This window comes from Kocuria rhizosphaericola, from assembly GCF_044462205.1.
Lineage (GTDB): Bacteria > Actinomycetota > Actinomycetes > Actinomycetales > Micrococcaceae > Kocuria > Kocuria rhizosphaericola.
The window spans coordinates 1-17,045 of record NZ_JBISWK010000158.1; the positions used below are offsets into that span (position 1 = coordinate 1).

14 protein-coding genes are annotated in these 17,045 nt (G+C 73.7%); 8 read left to right on the forward strand and 6 right to left on the reverse strand.

Features of this window, described 5'->3' with window-relative positions; translation table 11 throughout:
- Window positions 1-79 precede the first annotated feature (79 nt).
- Entirely contained in the window at window positions 80-1,093 is a 1,014-nt protein-coding gene (locus tag ACH9D2_RS16050; protein ID WP_396363821.1) for an o-succinylbenzoate synthase, read from the forward strand.
- On the opposite strand, the gene ACH9D2_RS16055 is transcribed toward ACH9D2_RS16050, so the two are convergent.
- A complete protein-coding gene (locus ACH9D2_RS16055; RefSeq protein ID WP_396363822.1) occupies window positions 1,084-1,494 on the reverse strand; it encodes a hypothetical protein in 411 nt (136 codons plus the stop codon). The two genes, ACH9D2_RS16050 and ACH9D2_RS16055, sit on opposite strands and share 10 nt — an antisense overlap.
- Before the next feature lie 372 nt (window positions 1,495-1,866).
- Between ACH9D2_RS16055 and ACH9D2_RS16060 the strand changes: the two genes are divergently transcribed.
- Together ACH9D2_RS16060 and menD are read left to right on the forward strand one after the other, a co-directional pair.
- Window positions 1,867-4,059 (forward strand): alkaline phosphatase PhoX, encoded by a 2,193-nt coding sequence (locus ACH9D2_RS16060; RefSeq protein ID WP_396363823.1) that lies wholly within the window; start codon window positions 1,867-1,869, stop codon window positions 4,057-4,059.
- A 94-nt stretch (window positions 4,060-4,153) separates the two neighbouring features.
- Window positions 4,154-5,905, forward strand: a complete 1,752-nt coding sequence (gene menD, locus ACH9D2_RS16065; protein WP_396363824.1) for a 2-succinyl-5-enolpyruvyl-6-hydroxy-3-cyclohexene-1-carboxylic-acid synthase — start codon at window positions 4,154-4,156, stop codon at window positions 5,903-5,905.
- Between the two features lie 98 nt (window positions 5,906-6,003).
- On the opposite strand, the gene ACH9D2_RS16070 is transcribed toward menD, so the two are convergent.
- From ACH9D2_RS16070 to ACH9D2_RS16090, 5 genes are all read right to left on the reverse strand, one after another.
- Complete coding sequence (locus tag ACH9D2_RS16070; RefSeq protein WP_396363825.1) at window positions 6,004-7,398, reverse strand: MFS transporter; 1,395 nt, start codon at window positions 7,396-7,398, stop codon at window positions 6,004-6,006.
- Between the two features lie 239 nt (window positions 7,399-7,637).
- The gene (locus tag ACH9D2_RS16075; RefSeq protein ID WP_396363826.1) at window positions 7,638-8,459 is read right to left on the reverse strand and encodes an amino acid ABC transporter ATP-binding protein; all 822 of its coding nucleotides are present in this window, start codon (window positions 8,457-8,459) and stop codon (window positions 7,638-7,640) included.
- A 10-nt stretch (window positions 8,460-8,469) separates the two neighbouring features.
- Window positions 8,470-9,264: an ABC transporter permease subunit gene (locus ACH9D2_RS16080; protein ID WP_396363827.1), complete on the reverse strand. Its 795-nt coding sequence runs from the start codon at window positions 9,262-9,264 to the stop codon at window positions 8,470-8,472.
- A 77-nt stretch (window positions 9,265-9,341) separates the two neighbouring features.
- Window positions 9,342-10,187: an ABC transporter substrate-binding protein gene (locus ACH9D2_RS16085; protein ID WP_396363828.1), complete on the reverse strand. Its 846-nt coding sequence runs from the start codon at window positions 10,185-10,187 to the stop codon at window positions 9,342-9,344.
- Window positions 10,188-10,311: 124 nt separating this feature from the next.
- Window positions 10,312-11,775: an isochorismate synthase gene (locus ACH9D2_RS16090; protein WP_396363829.1), complete on the reverse strand. Its 1,464-nt coding sequence runs from the start codon at window positions 11,773-11,775 to the stop codon at window positions 10,312-10,314.
- Window positions 11,776-11,903: 128 nt separating this feature from the next.
- Here ACH9D2_RS16090 and ACH9D2_RS16095 point away from each other — a divergent pair, with 128 nt between their 5' ends.
- The 5 genes from ACH9D2_RS16095 (at window position 11,904) to ACH9D2_RS16115 (ending at window position 17,018) form a co-directional block, all read left to right on the forward strand.
- Window positions 11,904-12,617, forward strand: a complete 714-nt coding sequence (locus ACH9D2_RS16095; RefSeq protein WP_396363830.1) for a demethylmenaquinone methyltransferase — start codon at window positions 11,904-11,906, stop codon at window positions 12,615-12,617.
- Window positions 12,614-13,909, forward strand: coding sequence for a geranylgeranyl reductase family protein (locus ACH9D2_RS16100; protein WP_396363831.1), 1,296 nt, complete (start codon window positions 12,614-12,616; stop codon window positions 13,907-13,909). Before ACH9D2_RS16095 ends, ACH9D2_RS16100 begins: the two co-directional genes overlap by 4 nt.
- A gap of 11 nt (window positions 13,910-13,920) precedes the next feature.
- The gene (locus ACH9D2_RS16105; protein ID WP_396363832.1) at window positions 13,921-14,988 is read left to right on the forward strand and encodes a polyprenyl synthetase family protein; all 1,068 of its coding nucleotides are present in this window, start codon (window positions 13,921-13,923) and stop codon (window positions 14,986-14,988) included.
- Between the two features lie 108 nt (window positions 14,989-15,096).
- Window positions 15,097-16,872 carry a sodium-dependent transporter gene (locus ACH9D2_RS16110; RefSeq protein WP_396363834.1) on the forward strand — a complete coding sequence of 592 codons (1,776 nt, stop codon included), beginning with the start codon at window positions 15,097-15,099 and terminating at the stop codon, window positions 16,870-16,872.
- Window positions 16,869-17,018, forward strand: coding sequence for a methionine/alanine import family NSS transporter small subunit (locus tag ACH9D2_RS16115; RefSeq protein ID WP_380215330.1), 150 nt, complete (start codon window positions 16,869-16,871; stop codon window positions 17,016-17,018). Before ACH9D2_RS16110 ends, ACH9D2_RS16115 begins: the two co-directional genes overlap by 4 nt.
- Window positions 17,019-17,045 lie beyond the last annotated feature (27 nt).

Consider the following 17,045-nt stretch of genomic DNA (forward strand, 5'->3'; position numbering starts at 1 on the left):
GTGCCGGCACCCGCGGAGCCCTCATCATTCCACGCACGCATCGGAGCACGCTGAGAGGCTCCCCCCTAGGCTGGGAGGCATGCTCCCCGCTGTGGCCCTGCCCCCGCTCGACGACCTGCTCACCGAGGCGCACGTCGTCGCCCTGCCGATGCGCGTGCGCTTCCGCGGCGTCGACGTGCGCGAGACGCTGCTCCTGCGCGGCCCCGCGGGATGGGGGGAGTTCGGCCCGTTCCCCGAGTACGGGGACGCCGAGGCCGGCGCCTGGCTCCGCGCCGCCGCCGACGCCGCGTGGCACGGCTTCCCGGCGCCCCGGCGCACGCGCATCCCCGTCAACGCGACCGTGCCCGCCGTGCCGGCGGTCCGTGTCCCGGACGTGCTCGCCGGGTTCGGCGGCGGTGTGCGCGCCGTCAAGATCAAGGTCGCCGAGCGCGGCCAGGGCCCGGAGGACGACGACGCCCGGGTCGCGGCCGTGCGGGCCCTGCTGCCGGAGGCCGAGCTGCGGGTCGACGCCAACGGCGGCTGGGACGTGCCCACGGCGCTCGCGGCCCTGGAGCGGCTCGGGCGGCACGGACTCGCGTACGCGGAGCAGCCCGTGCCCACGATCGAGGGCCTCGCGGCCGTCCGGGAAGGGCTCGCCGACCGGGGCGTGCCGGTCCTGGTGGCCGCGGACGAGTCCGTGCGCAAGGAGAGCGACCCCCTCGCGGTGGCACGGGCGGGCGCCGCCGACCTGCTCGTGGTCAAGGCGGCCCCGCTCGGCGGGGTGCGCCGCGCCCTGGACGTCGTCGCCCAGGCGGGGCTGCCGGCGGTGGTCAGCTCCGCCCTGGACTCCTCGGTGGGCATCCGGGCGGGTCTCGCGCTCGCCGCCGCCCTGCCCCAGCTCCCGTACGCCTGCGGGCTCGGGACCGTGTCCCTCATGCGGTCGGACGTCCTGCGCGAGCCGTTGCGGCCGGTGGGCGGGATGCTCGAGCTGCGGGACGCGGTCCCGGACCCCGCGCTGCTGGCGCGCCACGCGGTGACCGCGGACCGGCGCCGGTGGTGGCTGGAACGGCTGCGCCGCGTGCACGTCCTGGCGGGAGCCGCGCCTCAGCCCTGAGCGACGTCCCCCAGGACCTCGGCCCGGAGCCGTTCCAGGTCCACGGGCTCGCCCTCGTGCAGCCCGTGGCGGCGGACCCACGCCCGGGCGGCGCGCCAGACGTCGTCGCAGCCGAGCTCCATGTCGGGGTGGGCGGCGCCGATCCGGGTCTGGGCCGTGTGCTCGGGGTCGTCGCCCGTGAAGGAGAAGACGGCCACGGGGCTGCAGGCGAGCCCCACCACCCCGTGGACGGAGGTGATGACGCGTCCGTGCAGGCAGTCCCCCGGGCGCAGGTCCCAGGCGCGGTGGATGTGCAGGCAGTCCACGGCCGTGCGCCGGTGTCCGCGCGCGCCGTGCTCGTGCGGGCCGGGTCGCCCGTGGTCCTGGGGAGCCAGTGGTCCCGCCTCTGTGTCCGTGTGCATTCCGCGCCTCCCTCGACGGTGTCCGGACCGGTGCCCCCGGCGCGGCGGCACGGCCCGTGGGGGTGGCGCGAAAGGAGGGGGGTCTTCCGGGGTTCCCGGTCACGGTCCGGGGCGCTGGACGGATGGGACGGCCTGACGGCACGAGCATCCCAGACGCGCGGCGACCGTGGAATCGGTCGGGGCATTGTTTCTTCCCGTGAACACGCACGGGACGTGCGTGCCGGCCGGGAGCGGGTCCGTCCCCGGCCGGTCACGGCCCGTTCACCCGCGGTTCGCCCGGCCGCCCCCGGCACCTCACCGGGCGGTGGTGCAGTGGCGGAGCACCCGTTCCCCGACCGCGGTCCGCCGCGGGCCCGATCTCCTGGGAGAGCCATGACCGAGACCGCCAAGCGCACCGTCCTGCCCCTGCTGGGCCACACCCGCGGCAAGCGCAGCCCCGTGACGTGCTGGCTCAAGTGCGGCAGCGCCTGCGCCGGCCCGGAGTGCAACACCTCCGGCAACGGCTACTTCCGCGACATCGCGGGCGCGGCCCTGACCCGCCGCTCGGCCCTGGGACTGGGCGCCGCGGCGGCCGTGACCGTCGGTGTCGTCGGTGCGACTCCGGAGGCCGCGCAGGCCCACGGCCGCTCCGGGCTCTCCTTCGCCCCGATCGCCCCCGTGCCGAACACCGTGGACGACCTCACGGTCCCCGAGGGCTTCGACTGGTCCCCGATCATCCGCTGGGGCGACCCCCTGTTCGCCGACTCCGCGGAGTTCGACCCCCTCCGGCAGACCCCCGAGTCCCAGGCGGGCCAGTTCGGATACAACAGCGACTACCTCGACATCATCCAGGACCGCGGCGGGCGCAGCGGAGTGCTCGTGAACAACCACGAGTACACCAACGAGAAGCTGATGTTCCCGGCCGAGCAGCTGGACGACCTCCAGCGCGTGGCCCGGGTGGCCATGGCCGCCCACGGCATGTCGGTGGTCGAGATCGCCCGCACCGGCCCCGGCCGGCCCTGGTCCTACGTGCGCGGAGGGGCCCGCAACCGGCGGATCACCCTGAGCACCCCCTTCGCCGTGGACGGTCCGGCCGCGGGCTCCGAGCTGCTCAGGACCACGGACGACCCGACCGGCACCGTGGTCCTCGGCACGCAGAACAACTGTGCCGGCGGCACCACCCCGTGGGGCACTGTCCTGTCCGGCGAGGAGAACTTCAACCAGTACTTCAAGGGCAACGGCTCCCCGGAGCAGCAGCGCTACGGGATCTCCGCGGAGGCCCCGAGCCGCCGCTGGCACGAGGTCGACCCCCGCTTCGACTCCTCCCTGCCGGGCTACGAGAACGAGCCGCACCGCTTCGGCTGGATCGTGGAGATCGACCCCCAGGACCCGGCTTCCACCCCCGTCAAGCACACCGCCCTGGGCCGCTTCAAGCACGAGGGCGCCAACGTGCGCGTGGCCGAGGACGGGACCGTGGTGGCCTACTCCGGAGACGACGAGCGCTTCGACTACCTCTACAAGTTCGTCTCCGCGAAGAAGTACCGCGAGGGCGAGCGCGCCCACAACATGATGCTGCTCACCGAGGGCGACCTGTACGTCGCGCAGTTCACCGGGGACACCGTGGCCGAGATCGACGGCTCCGGCCGGCTGCCCTCCGACGGCGCGTTCGACGGCTCGGGCAAGTGGCTGCCCCTGGTCGTGGGCGGGGAGTCGGCCGTGGACGGCATGTCCGTCGAGGAGGTCCTGGTGTTCACCCGCCTGGCCGCGGACCGGGCCGGCGCCACCAAGATGGACCGCCCGGAGGACGTCGAGCCCTCCCCGCACACGGGCAAGGTCTACGTGGCGCTGACCAACAACACCGACCGCGGCACTCCGGGCAAGGCCGGCCCGGACGAGGCCAACCCGCGCACCCAGAACCGCGACGGCCACGTCGTCGAGCTCACCGAGCGGAACCACCGGGCCGACGCCACGGAGTTCGACTGGAACATCCTGCTCGTCGCCGGCGACCCGGCGAAGAACGCCTCCACCTACTTCTCCGGCTACCCGGTGGACAAGGTCTCCCCGATCTCCTGCCCGGACAACCTCGCGTTCGACTCGGAGGGCAGCCTCTGGATCTCCACGGACGGCCAGCCGGGGACCATCGGCTACAACGACGGCCTGTTCAGGGTGGGCCTGGCCGGGAGCGAGCGCGGCAACGTCGAGCAGTTCCTCGCCGTGCCGCAGGACGCCGAGACCTGCGGGCCCGTGATCCACGACCGCGAGCGCATGGTCTACGTGGCCGTGCAGCACCCGGGCGAGGACGGCTCCTTCGAGGAGCCCCGCTCCTACTTCCCGGACTACGTCGTGCAGACCCGCCAGGGCGAGGGGGAGTGGTCCCTGTCGCGCCCCTCCGTGGCGCAGGTCTTCCCCGTTCGCCGCGGCACGGAGCCCGAGTTCCCCGGGGCGATCTCCGACCGGCCGGGTCAGGGCCGCAACCAGGGCAAGCACCGCAAGAACGGTGTGCGCGGGCCGCGATACCGCGGCTACCGGGGCAAGGCCACTCCGGAGACGAAGGCGGCGGCGAGAACCGCGTCCCGCTCCTACTGAGTCCTGGTTCCGGAGGCGTCCGGAGCCGCCCGGTCCCCGGCCCGCCGAGCAGCGGGCCGGGGACCGGTGCGTTCCCGGACTACCCTGGTCTCCTGTGACCACACCGTCCCTCGACACCGCCCGCACCGTCCTGGAGGAGCTCGTCGTCGCCGGGATGCGGCACCTCGTCGTCGCCCCCGGCTCCCGGTCCGCACCGCTGGCCTACGCCGCGGCCGCCGCCCAGGCCGCCGGAGCCCTCGAGGTGCACGTCCGGGTGGACGAGCGGGGCGCGGCGTTCACCGCCCTCGGCATCGCCCGGGCCACGGGCCGCCCGGCCGGGGTGCTCACCACCTCGGGCACGGCCGTGGGCAACCTGCTGCCCGCGGTGCTGGAGGCCGACCACGCCGAGGTGCCCCTCGTCGTGCTCTCCGCCGACCGCCCGCCGGAGCTGCGGGGCACCGGCGCCAACCAGACCACCCGTCAGCCGGGGATCTTCGGCGACCACGTGCGCGCCGCCGTGGACCTCCTCCCGGACGACGACGTGCCGGTCCGCCTCGCCGGGGTCCTCGCAGCCCTCGCCGGCCGAGGACCGGACGGACCCCGGCCGGCCGGACCGGTCCAGCTCAACGTGGCCCTGCGCGAGCCGCTGCACCCCGCGCCGGAGGACGGTCCGGTGCTCGCCGCCCGGGCGGGACGGCTGGCCTCGCGGGTGGGCTCGCGGCCGGACCCGGACCCGGGCCCCGCCGCGGTCGCGGCCGGGCCCGTCCGCGCCCCGCAGCCGGACGCGGGGACGGCGCGCTCCGTCGTCGTCGCCGGGGACGGCGCCGGGACCGACGCGGCCCGCTTCGCCGAGGCGTGCGGGCTGCCGCTGCTCGCGGAGCCCTCCTCGAACGCGCGGTGGGGCCCGCACGCCGTGGGGGCCTACCGGCTGCTGCTGGACTCCCCGCTGGGCCGGCGGATCGAGCGCGTCCTCCTGGTGGGACGGCCCACGCTCTCCCGCCCGGTCGGGGTCCTGCTGGCCCGGGAGGACGTGGCCACCGCGGCCGTGCGTCCGGCACCCGTGGCCTGGTACGAGCCCGGGCGGCGCCGCGAGCGGGTGCTCGCGAGCTGGGCCGAGGCGGCCGCCTTCACCGGCCGCGGCGCGCCCGGATGGGCGGAGACCTGGCGGGAGGCGGGCGCCGCCGCGGACGACGCCGTCGCGCGGCTGCTCCGCGACGGGACGCCGGGGCGGACCACGGGGCCGGCCGTGGCCGCGGCCGTGTGGGAGGCCTGCCGGCGGGACGGGGCCGTGCTGGTGGCGGGCTCCTCCAACCCGGTGCGCGATCTGGACCTCGCCGCCCGGCCCGGTCCCGGGTCCCCGCTCGTGCTCGCCAACCGCGGGCTCGCCGGGATCGACGGAACGGTGGCCACCGCCACCGGCGCGGCGCTGGGCGTCGGCCGCCCGGTCCGCGTCCTCCTGGGCGACCTGACGTTCCTGCACGACGTCTCGTCCCTGCTGCTGGGCCCGGGCGAGCGCGAGCCGGACCTGCAGCTGGTGGTCCTCAACGACGGCGGCGGGGGGATTTTCACGACCCTCGAGCACGGCGCGGTGGGGGAGCAGGAGGAGTACCGGGCGGTCGTGGAGCGGTTCTTCGGCACCCCGCACGAGGCCCGTCTCGACGCGCTGTGCGCCGGCTACGGCGTGGCCCACCGCCGTGCGGGCAGCATCGCCGAGCTCGAGCAGGCGCTCGCCGCACCCGTGCGGGGGCGCTCGCTCCTGGAGGTCGCGGTGGACCGGCACGGCCTGCGGGACCTCCACGCCCGGATCCGGGCAGCCGCCGCTCAGGCCGTCGCCCGGGCCGCCGGGCACAGTGCCGGCGAGCACTGAGGAGGCCTCGCGGATCCCGGCACGGCCGGTCCGGGGACGCGGACGGGCCCCGTCCCCCCTGAAGGGGGAACGGGGCCCGTCCGTGGTTCCGCGGAGGATCAGCCGCGGGTGGTGGTGGCACCGTCCGTGGTGGAGACCTGCGGGTGGTGGTGCGCGGCGATCTCCTCGACCTGGTGCTCGGCCTCCTCCAGCTTGCGCTGGTGGGGCACCACGAGGGTGACCACCGCACCGAGCAGGGCCACGCCGGCGAACACGTAGAACGCCTGGGGCCCGTCGAAGCCCGCCGCGGCGAGCCAGCCGCCGATGATCGGGCCGAAGATCCCGCCGAACCGGCCCATGCTCGCGCAGAAGGCCACGCCGGCGGCCCGGGCGTTGGTGGTGTAGTAGTTGGACTGGAACCCGTAGACCAGGATCTGGGTGCCGATGGTGCCCACGCCGGCCACGCCGATGAAGACGAGCAGCAGCGGCAGCGGGAAGGTGAACGTCATCAGGATCAGGGCGATCGCAGCCAGCGCGAACGTGGTGGCGATCATCCGCTGCGGACCCGTGCGGTCGGCGAGGCGGGAGGCCAGGAGACCGCCGACCAGCGCGGACCCGTTGAGCACGAGGACGAAGTACAGCGGGCTGAGGCTGTGGCCGTAGCCGCTCATGATGACCGCGAGCCAGGTGTTGAGCCCGTAGGTGAGCAGCAGACCGCAGAAGGACATGAAGCCGAGCAGGATCGAGGCCAGGGCGAACTGCTTGGAGAACACGGCCGCGTAGCCGGTCTTGCGCGGAGCGGCGCCGGCCTTCCGGATGACCTGCTCCTCGATCAGCGGGACGCCGGTCCGGAGGGCGACGGCCTCGGCCCGCTCGGTCTTGCCGCGGGCGAGCAGCCAGCGCGGGGACTCGGGGAGCTTCCAGATCATGAGCGGGACGAGCAGGACGAGGGGGAGGGCGCCGATCATGAACAGCCCGCGCCAGCCGATGTCGGTGAGGAAGGCGATGCCCATGACGGCGGCGAACACGCCGCCCGCGGGGATGCCGGAGTAGACGATGCCGTTGAAGAACTGCCGGCGTCCGCCGGGGGCGAACTCCGCCATGGTGGCGCCGGCGGTGGCGATCACGAGGCCGAGGCCGATGCCCGTGAGGAAGCGCATCGCGCCGAAGGCGAGCACGCTGGTGGTCAGCGCGGTGACGAACATGCCGACCGAGAACCAGGCGACACCGGTGATCAGCAGTCGGCGGCGGCCGAAGAAGTCGCCGATGGCCCCGCAGACGAGCGAGCCGATGAGCACGCCGATCAGGGCGTAGGAGCCCACCAGGCCGGCGACGGCCGGCTCCAGGTTGCCGATCTGCGTGGGATCGGCGAGCAGGCCCGGCAGGACCACGCCGTAGATGACGAGGTCGTAGCCGTCGAAGAGCAGGGCGAGGCAGATGACGAACGCCACGAAGCGGGCGGTCCTGTGCTCGAGCTGCGGATTCTCCGCGATGTCGATGTGTGGTTGGGTCATGTTCCCCGGAACCTCTCTGGGCAGCGCGTGGACAAGGCAGGAAGGAGGGGAAGCCGGCAGTGGGTCCCCTGGTTGCATCCAGCCTGACAGAGCTGTGACGCGGGTCATATGAGGCAAAGACCTAGGGATCCGCCAGGGGGGTATTTAGTGCTTCGGGATATTGATGGAGTCGAAAAGAGCTGCGGCAAGTATGAGTCCGGGCCCGTCGTCCGGGGACGACGGGCCCGCTCCGCGCTGCCTCAGTGCTCCGGCGACTGCACCTGGGTGGGGTTGAGCACGCGGGAGAGGAACGCCTGGGTGCGGGGTTCCCGCGGACTGCCGATCAGCTCCGCGGCGGGGCCCTCCTCGACGACCACGCCGCCGTCCATGAACACGACCTTGTCGGCGACGCTGCGGGCGAACTCCATCTCGTGCGTGACCACGAGCATCGTCATGCCCTCGGCGGCGAGGTTGCGCATGATGGCCAGCACGTCGCCCACCGTCTCGGGGTCCAGGGCGGAGGTCGGCTCGTCGAAGAGCATGAGCGACGGGTCCATCGAGAGCGCCCGGGCGATGGCCACGCGCTGCTGCTGCCCGCCGGAGAGCTGGTCGGGGTAGCTGTCCGCCTTCTCGGCCAGGCCCACGCGCTCCAGGTTGCCGCGGGCGATCCGCGTGGCCTCGTCCTTGTCCCGCTTGAGCACCTTGAGCTGGGCCACGGTGCAGTTCTCGAGCACGCTCAGGTGGGGGAACAGGTTGAACTGCTGGAAGACCATGCCCACGTGCCGGCGCATCCGGTCGACGTCGGCCTCGGGGTCGGTGACCTCGAAGTCACCGATCGTGATCCGGCCCTGCTGCGGGGTCTCGAGCAGGTTGACGCAGCGCAGCAGGGTGGACTTGCCGGAGCCGGAGGGGCCGATGAGGCAGACCACCTGGCCGGCCCCGACGCTGAGGGAGATGCCCTTGAGGACCTCGAGGGAGCCGTAGGACTTGTGCAGGCCCTCGACGACGACGGAGGCCGCGTCCGTGAGGCCGTCGGCGCTGCCGGGCCCGGGCCGGGGAGTGGGGGAGGATGCAGTGCTCACAGTCAGGCTCCTAGGACTTCTTCATGCGGTCGGTCTTGGACTCGAAGCGGCGGGTCAGGATGCCCAGGGGCACCGTGATGATGAGGTAGCAGACACCTGCCACCACCAGGGGGGTCAGGCCCGCCCCGGCCCCCGAGATGGCCTCGCGGCCGTACTTGGTGAGCTCGTACTGGCCCACCCCCATGCCCAGCAGGTAGACCAGCGAGGAGTCCTTGGTCAGCAGGATCACCTCGTTGGTCAGCGGCGGCAGCACGATCCGCAGGGCCTGCGGGATGACGATCGTGACCATCGCCCGCGCATGGGACATGCCCAGGGAGCGCGCGGCCTCGTACTGGCCCTTCGGCACGGCCTGCAGGCCGGCCCGCAGGGACTCCGCGATGTAGGCGGCGGCCACGAGGCCCAGGGCGATCATGACCGTGACGTAGTGGTTGAAGCGGAAGCCGAAGGCCAGCGGGATGCCGTAGCCGAAGGCGAGGAAGACCAGCAGGGCGGGGACGCCGCGGAAGAACTCGATGTAGAGCGTGGCCAGCCACCGGTAGGGCGCCACGGACGAGAGCTTCATGAGCGCGAGCACCACACCGCCGGTGAGGCCGACCACGAAGCCGAGGAACGTGTAGATGAGCGTGTTCTTCAGCGCGACGACGAGAATGCCGGGGAACTGCTGGGCCGCGATCTCCGGGTTGAACACCTTCTCGACCAGCAGCGGCCAGTCCGCGATCGCGATCAGCGCGAGGACGACGAGGATCAGGACGGCGTACTGGACGCCGCGGGAGAGACGTGCTCTCTGGTGCATGGTCATGGCCATGGGTGGGTCCGTTCTGGGTGGTACGGGCAGAAAGGGGGCGGGGCCGGTGCCCCGGGTGCGGGGCGCCGGCCCCCGGGTCAGTTCTCCTGGACGGGGAGCCACGTCTCGACGATCTGCTCGAGCGTGCCGTCCTCCTCGATGCGGTCCAGGGTGGTGTCGACCGCCCGGAGCATCTGCTCGTCGCCCTTCGTCACGGCCACGCCGAGCTGGTCGTCGAGGTCCGCGGTCTCCTGCACCACGAAGTCCGGGTCGTCCTGGGCGTGCTGGGCGATCGCGGTGACGTCGTCGAGCACCGCGTCCACGCGGCCGGTGCTGAGCCCGGTGAACAGCGTGGTCGCGTCCTCGAACTGGACGGTGTTCAGGCCGAGCTCCTGGGCCTGGGTCTCGCCGACCGTGCCCTGCATGACCCCGACCCGCACCTGCTCCTCGCGGGCGGCGTCGATCGAGCCGACCCCGTCCTCGCCGTCGGTCACGAGGCCGACCTCGTTGTCGAAGTAGGGGTCGGAGAAGTCCATCACGGTCTGCCGCTCCGCGGTGACGGACAGGGCGGAGATCGCCACGTCGCACTGGTCGGTCTCGAGGGCCGTGCCGGACTCGATCGACTCGAAGCCGAGCGTGACGTTCTTCATCTCCACGCCGAGGTCCTTCGCGATCTCCCGGCCGAGGTCCATGTCGAGGCCGACCATCTCGCCGCCCTCCTCCATCTCGAACGGCGGGTAGTTGGACTCCGAGCAGACGGTGAGGAAACCGGGTTCCACCAGGGCCACGGCCGGGGACGCGGTAGCCCCGGCGGTGTCCCCGCCGCCGTCCGCGGCGTCCCCGGAGGGGCTCCCGGACGTGCAGGCGGTCAGGGCCAGGGCGGCCATCGCGGACAGCGCCGCCAGGGCGTGCGCGCGGGGCGGGCGGGTCGTCGGACAGGGCATGCGGGATTCCTCCGGTGGGAGCAGTGGTCGTCGGCGCGGTCGGGCCGGGTGCGGAGCCGGCCCTGCGGGGTGGTGACCCCGACCGCGTTCGGGGACCAGGATACGGTGCGATCCCCGTGGCGGCTCAGCCGGCGGACAGCCCCGGGGCGGGTACGAGGCGCTCCGGCGCCCCGGCGGCCCGCTGCCCCAGGGCCTGGAGCATGGGGCGCAGCTTCGCCCAGGTCTCCGCCAGCTCGGCCTCCGGATCGGAGGCGGCCACGATGCCGCACCCCGCGTAGAGCCGCACGGTGCGCTCGTCCTCCTGCACGGCCCCGCGCAGGGCGATGCCCCAGTCCCCGTTGCCGGCCGCGTCGAGCCAGCCGACGGGGCCCGCGTACAGCCCCCGGTCCATCTGCTCCAGCTCCGGGATCGTGGCGGCGGCCACGGCCGTGGGCGTCCCGCAGACGGCGGCGGTGGGGTGCAGGGCCTCGGCGAGCTCGAGGGAGGACGGCGGGTCCCCGGCCGGGCCCGGCCGCAGCGCGGCGGTGACGTCCGAGGCGAGGTGCCACACGTTGGGCAGCTCCAGGATGAACGGCTCCGGGGAGGTCGTGACGGCGTCGGTGTAGGGGGCCAGCGACGCCTCCAGGGAGTCGATCGCGAACCCGTGCTCGTGCTGCTGCTTCTCCGACTCGCCGAGCACCCGCGCGGCGTACTCGTGCGGGTCCTCGCCCGGGGGCGCGGCGTCCCGGTCCAGGGTGCCCGCGAGCACGCGGGCGTGGGCGACGCCGTCGAGCACCCGCACCAGCATCTCGGGGGTGGCCCCCATCAGCCGGCCCGCACCCGCGGGGTCCCCGCCGAAGCCCACGCAGTACGTCCAGCACTGCTCGTAGCGCCGGGCGAGGTCCCGGACCACGGCCACGGCGTCGAGCGGGGCGTCCGTCCGGGCCACGACGTCCCGGGCCAGGACCAGCTTCTCCATCCGGCCGTCGCGGATGCGCTCCACGCCGTCGCGCACGGCCTCCGTCCACTCGTGCTCGCCCAGCGTGCCGGAGGACAGCCGGACCACGGCGGGCGCCGCGGGCCGACCGTCGCCGGCGGGTGCGCGGCCGGGGGCCGAGCCGACCCGGCGCAGCCAGGCGGCGGCGACGTCGTCGGTGCTCAGCACGAAGGGGGCCCCGGGGGCCACGGACACCACGAGGCTCGCCCACGCGACGTCGTCCCGGCGGCCCACCAGCAGCTCCGGGACCACGAGCCCGGAGTCCACGGCGGAGCCGGTCGCGAACGTAAATGCGCCGAAGGCGGCGAGCCCGGTCCCGGGCACTCCCACGCGGTCCTCGACCACGGCGGCGGCGGCCACGTCGTCCCACCACACGCGCGCCGCCGTGAACCGGTCGGCGCCGCGCACCGTGTGCTCGGCGGCCCGGCCCCAGGCCACGAGGCCGCGCCCGTCCACCGTCCAGGTGAGCAGGTCCGGCCCGGCCAGCAGCTCCCGCAGGTCCGGGACGGCCGCGGGGTCCGCACCGAGCGCGGACAGCGGCACCGTGAGGGCGTGCAGCACGGGGACCGGCGGGACGGCGGCGGGGTCGGCTGCGGGGTCGGTGGAGGACATCGCCCACCAGTCTAAGCCGCCCGCCGGACAGCCCCAGGCCCGACCGGCGCGGGACGGGCCCCGGAGGAAGGGGGTCCGGGGAGCGGTGCCCGGGCGGGGACGTCGGAGCGAGGTGCGACAATGTCCGGGTGAACCGAGCAGACCTGTCCAAGCAGCCGCACGAAGTCTCCGCCATGTTCGACGACGTGGCGCCCCGGTACGACCTCGTCAACGACATCCTCTCGCTGGGGCGGACCCGCGGATGGCGCAAGGTCGTCGCGGAGGCCGTCGGCGCCGTTCCGGGGGAGAGGGTCCTCGACCTCGCCGCCGGGACCGGGACCTCGTCCGAGCCGTACGCGGACGCGGGCGTGGACGTCGTGGCCGCGGACCTCTCGCTCGGAATGCTCGAGGTGGGCCGCGCCCGCCGCCCGGACATCGAGTTCGTCCAGGCGGACGCCACGCGTCTGCCGTTCGCGGACGCCTCCTTCGACGCCGTGACCATCTCCTTCGGACTGCGCAACATCCAGGACTACCGCCGCGCGCTCGCCGAGATGCTGCGGGTCACCCGCCCGGGCGGCCGGCTCGTGATCTGCGAGTTCTCGACCCCCACTGCGGCCCCGCTGCGCACCGTCTACACGGAGTACCTCATGAAGGCCCTGCCCGGGATCGCCGCGCGCGCGGCGTCCAACCCGGAGGCCTACCGGTACCTCGCCGAGTCCATCGCGGCGTGGCCGGACCAGGAGGACCTCGCCGCCGAGATCCTCGCGACCGGCTGGACCGGCGTGCAGTACCGCAACCTCACCGGCGGCATCGTGGCCGTGCACCGGGCCGTCAAGCCCGCCGCGGACGCCGCCGCCCGATGAGGGCCCTCGTCCTCGGGGGCGGGCCGGCCGGCGCCACGGCGGGGTACTGGCTCGCGGCGCACGGGATCGAGGTCACCGTCCTGGAGAAGACCGCGTTCCCGCGGGAGAAGGTCTGCGGCGACGGTCTGACCCCGCGCGCGGTCCGCGAGATGCGGCTCATGGGCGTCCCGCACGGGCCCGAGCTCGGCTACGCCCGCAACCGGGGGCTGCGGCTCGTGGCCCGCGAGCGCAGCGTGGAGGTGCCGTGGCCCGAGCTGAGCGACTTCCCGCCTTACGGGCTCGTGCGCACCCGCCTGGGCTTCGACGAGCAGCTGGTGGGGCACGCCCGCGGTGCCGGGGCCCGGGTGCTCGAGCGCCGGGCCGTGACCGAGGTGCTGCGCGACGGCGCCGGCCGGGTCGTCGGCGCCCGCGCGAACGTCCTCGACGCCGCCGGGCGGCGCACCGGCGAGACCGAGGAGCACCGCGCCGACGTCGTGCTCGCCGCCGACGGCAACTCCTCCCGCACCGCGGTGTCCGCCGGGCTGCACAAGCGGGACGACCGGCCGATGGGGGTCGCGGTGCGCGCCTACTACGAGTCCCCGCGCTCGGACCTGGACTGGATGGAGGGCTGGCTCGAGCTCACCGACGGGACGGATCCGGACCGGGCGCTGCTGCCGGGCTACGGCTGGGTCTTCGGCGTCGGCGACGGCACGGCCAACGTGGGGCTCGGGATCCTGGACAGCTCCCCGGCGTTCGGGACCCTGGACTACCGGAAGGTGCTCGCCGACTGGACCGCGTCCATGCCCGCCGAGTGGACGTTCGACGAGGAGCACCGCCGCGGCCGCGTTCTCGGCGCGGCCCTGCCGATGGCCTTCAACCGCACGCCGCACCACGTGCCGGGGATGCTCCTGCTGGGCGACGCCGCGGGGCTCGTCTCCCCGTTCAACGGGGAGGGCATCTCCAACGCCATGGAGTCCGCCCGCTACGCCGCCGAGCACGTCGTGGCGGCCGCGGCCGCCAACGGTCCCGCCCAGCGGGAGCTCGTGCTCGCGGGCTATCCCGACCGGGTCCGGCAGGAGTGGGGCGCCCACTTCACGCAGGGCCGGGTCCTGGCCCAGCTCATCGGCAGCCCCGCCGTGATGAAGGCCGCCGTGCGCACCGGCATGGCCGTGCCCGCTCTGATGCGCTTCGTGGTCCGGGTCATGACGGAGCTCTCCGACCGTCCCGCCGCCACGTGGGAGGACCGCGTGGTCTCCCTCCTGGACGCCCTCACGCCCGCGACCGGCAACACCCGCCCCCCGAAAACTCGCTAGAGTGGTGGACCGTGACTGAAACCTCCTCCTCGAGCGCCGACGGCCCTGCCACGGGCCTCGGCACCGATCAGGTGAAGCTGCCCGCCGGCTTCGACCTCATCGCGTCCGACGACCGGCTGGGCCCGGTCGTGTTGCGGTCGCTCGCCCGGATCGAGGAACGGCTGGACGAGGCGGTGCGCAGCGCCGACCACCTGGCCGACGTCACCTCCCGCCACCTGCTCCAGGCCGGCGGCAAGCGCGTGCGGCCCCTGCTGACCGTGCTGGCCGGTGAGATCGGCGGTGGCATCAACGACGCCGTCCTCGAGTCCGCGGCCGTCGTCGAGCTCACCCACCTGGCCACCCTCTACCACGACGACGTCATGGACTCCGCGCCGCTGCGCCGCGGCGTCGCGACCGCCCAGACCGTGTGGGGCAACTCGGTGGCCATCCTCACCGGCGACCTCATCTTCGCCCGCGCCTCGTCGATGGTCTCCGAGCTCGGCCAGCGCGCCCTCAAGATCCAGGCGGACACGTTCGAGCGGCTGGTGCTCGGCCAGCTGCACGAGACGGTCGGCCCGCGCGACGGGCAGGACCCGCTGGAGCACTACCTCGACGTCCTGTCGGGCAAGACCGGTTCCCTCATCGCCGCGTGCGGGCACTTCGGGGCCGTCCTGGCCGGGGCCGAGCAGGACGTCGTGGACGTCATGGTCGAGTACGGGGAGAAGGTCGGCATCGCCTTCCAGCTCGCCGACGACGTGATCGACGTGACCGGCGAGGACGAGGTCTCCGGAAAGTCGCCCGGCACCGATCTCCGCGAGGGCGTGCCCACCCTGCCCGTGCTCATCCTGCACCGGATGGCGGGGGAGGGCGACGCCGACGCGGTGCGCGCCCTCGAGCACCTCGACTCCGACCTCACCTCGGACGAGGCGCTGGCCCGGGCCGTGGCCGCGGTCTCGGGCCACCGCGCCACCCAGGAGGCGTGGCGGATCGCCCGGCAGTGGGCCGACGAGGCCATCGCGTCGCTCGAGCCGCTGCCGGACACGGTGGCCAAGCGGGCGCTCGTGGCGTTCGCGCACGCCGTCGTCCACCGCGAGGCCTGAGCCGGCCCGCGACGACGTGCCCGGCCTGCCGCGCCGGATGTGGTTCCCGCGCCGCCACGGGCTAGCCTGTAGCCGTCCGCAGACCACTTCCCGCACCCGAGGACGACCATGACCCCACAGTCCCCACCAGGCCGTGCCGCCGCGCCCCGCGAGGCGTTCTCCAGCCGCACGGTCTTCATCCTGGCCGCGATCGGTTCCGCCGTCGGTCTCGGCAACATCTGGCGCTTCCCCTACATCGCCTACGAGAACGGCGGCGGGGCGTTCCTCATCCCGTACCTCGTCGCGCTGCTCACCGCCGGTCTGCCGCTGCTGATGCTCGAGTACGGCATCGGCCACCGCTTCCGCGCCTCGGCGCCCCTGGCCTACCGCCGCCTGCACCCCAAGACCGAGTGGATCGGCTGGTGGCAGATGGGCATCAGCTTCGTGATCGCCGTCTACTACGCCGTCATCCTCGGCTGGGCGATGCTGTACACGTACTTCTCGTTCGGCAAGGCCTGGGGCGACGACCCCGGGACGTTCTTCCTCTCGGAGGTCCTGCAGAGCTCCGAGGAGATCACCGTGGGTCTCGACTTCGTCCCGAACGTGCTGGCCGTCACGGCGGTCGCCTGGATCGCGCTGCTCGTGGTGCTCCTGCTGGGCGTGCAGAAGGGCATCGGCCGGGTGAACCTCGTGCTCATCCCGCTGCTGGTCCTGATGTTCCTCACGATCGTGGTCATCGCCCTGACGCTGCCGGGGGCCACCGACGGTCTCAACGCCTTCTTCACGCCGAACTGGGCGGCCCTCACCGACAGCGCCGTGTGGGTCGCCGCCTACGGCCAGATCTTCTTCTCGCTCTCGGTCGGCTTCGGCATCATGATCACCTACTCGTCCTACCTCAAGCCGAAGACGAACCTCACCGGCTCGGGGCTCGTGGTCGGCTTCGGCAACTCCAGCTTCGAGATCCTCGCCGGCATCGGCGTCTTCGCCGCGCTGGGCTTCATGGCTGGGGTCTCCGGCGTGGGCGTGGACGAGGTCGCCACCTCGGGCATCGGCCTGGCGTTCATCGCGTTCCCGACGATCATCTCCCAGGCGCCGCTCGGCACGCTCCTCGGCGTGCTCTTCTTCGCGACCCTCACCTTCGCCGGCTTCACGTCGCTCGTGTCGATCGTCGAGGTCGTCGTGGCGGCGGCCCAGGACAAGCTCGGCCTGCGCCGGCGCACCGCCGTGGTGGCCGTCGTGGTGCCCATGGCGCTGATCTCCCTGTCCCTGTTCACCACCACCACGGGGCTGAACCTGCTGGACGTCACGGACAACTTCGTGAACCAGTTCGGCATCGTCGCCGCGGCCCTCGTGTCCATCATGCTGCTCACGGCCGGCTTCTCCGCCCTGCCCACGCTGCGGGACCACCTGAACTCGGTGTCCTCCTTCAAGCTGGGCCGCACCTGGATGGTCGTGGTCGGCGGGATCACCCCGATCATGCTGGGCTACATCCTCATCAACACGCTCACCACCACCCTGTCGGACGGCTACGGCGACATGCCCGCGTGGTTCGTCAACACGTTCGGCTGGGGCACGGCCCTCGCCATCGTCGTCGTCGCGCTGCTGCTCTCCCGGCTGCCGTGGCCGGCCGGTTCGGCGGCCTCTGACCTGAGCCCGTCACCGGCCATCGTCGACGCGTCCGTGGACCGGCGCCGGCTGCAGGGCGGCCAGCCGCTCTCGCGCTGGTCGGACACCGCCCTGCGCACCCCGGCCCTCGACCAGGACTTCTCCTACCGGTCCCTCGCCGAGGGCACGGCCGGGTCCACGGGCCGGCACGCGGACGTCCCCGCCGAGGGGACCGGCCAGGCGCCCTGGAGCTCGGGCGCCACGTCCAGCACCACCGGATCCCAGGAGGACCCCCGATGACCACTCCCGCCATCATCATGCTCGTCGTCGCCGTGTGCACGGTGTGGGGCGGCTTCATCGCCGCCGTGCTCCACCTGCGGCGCACCCCGGAGATCGACGAGAACGACCAGGGCTTCGGCAGCGACGACTACGTCCGCACCACCTGACCCCTCCCGGTCCCGTCCCGGCACGGC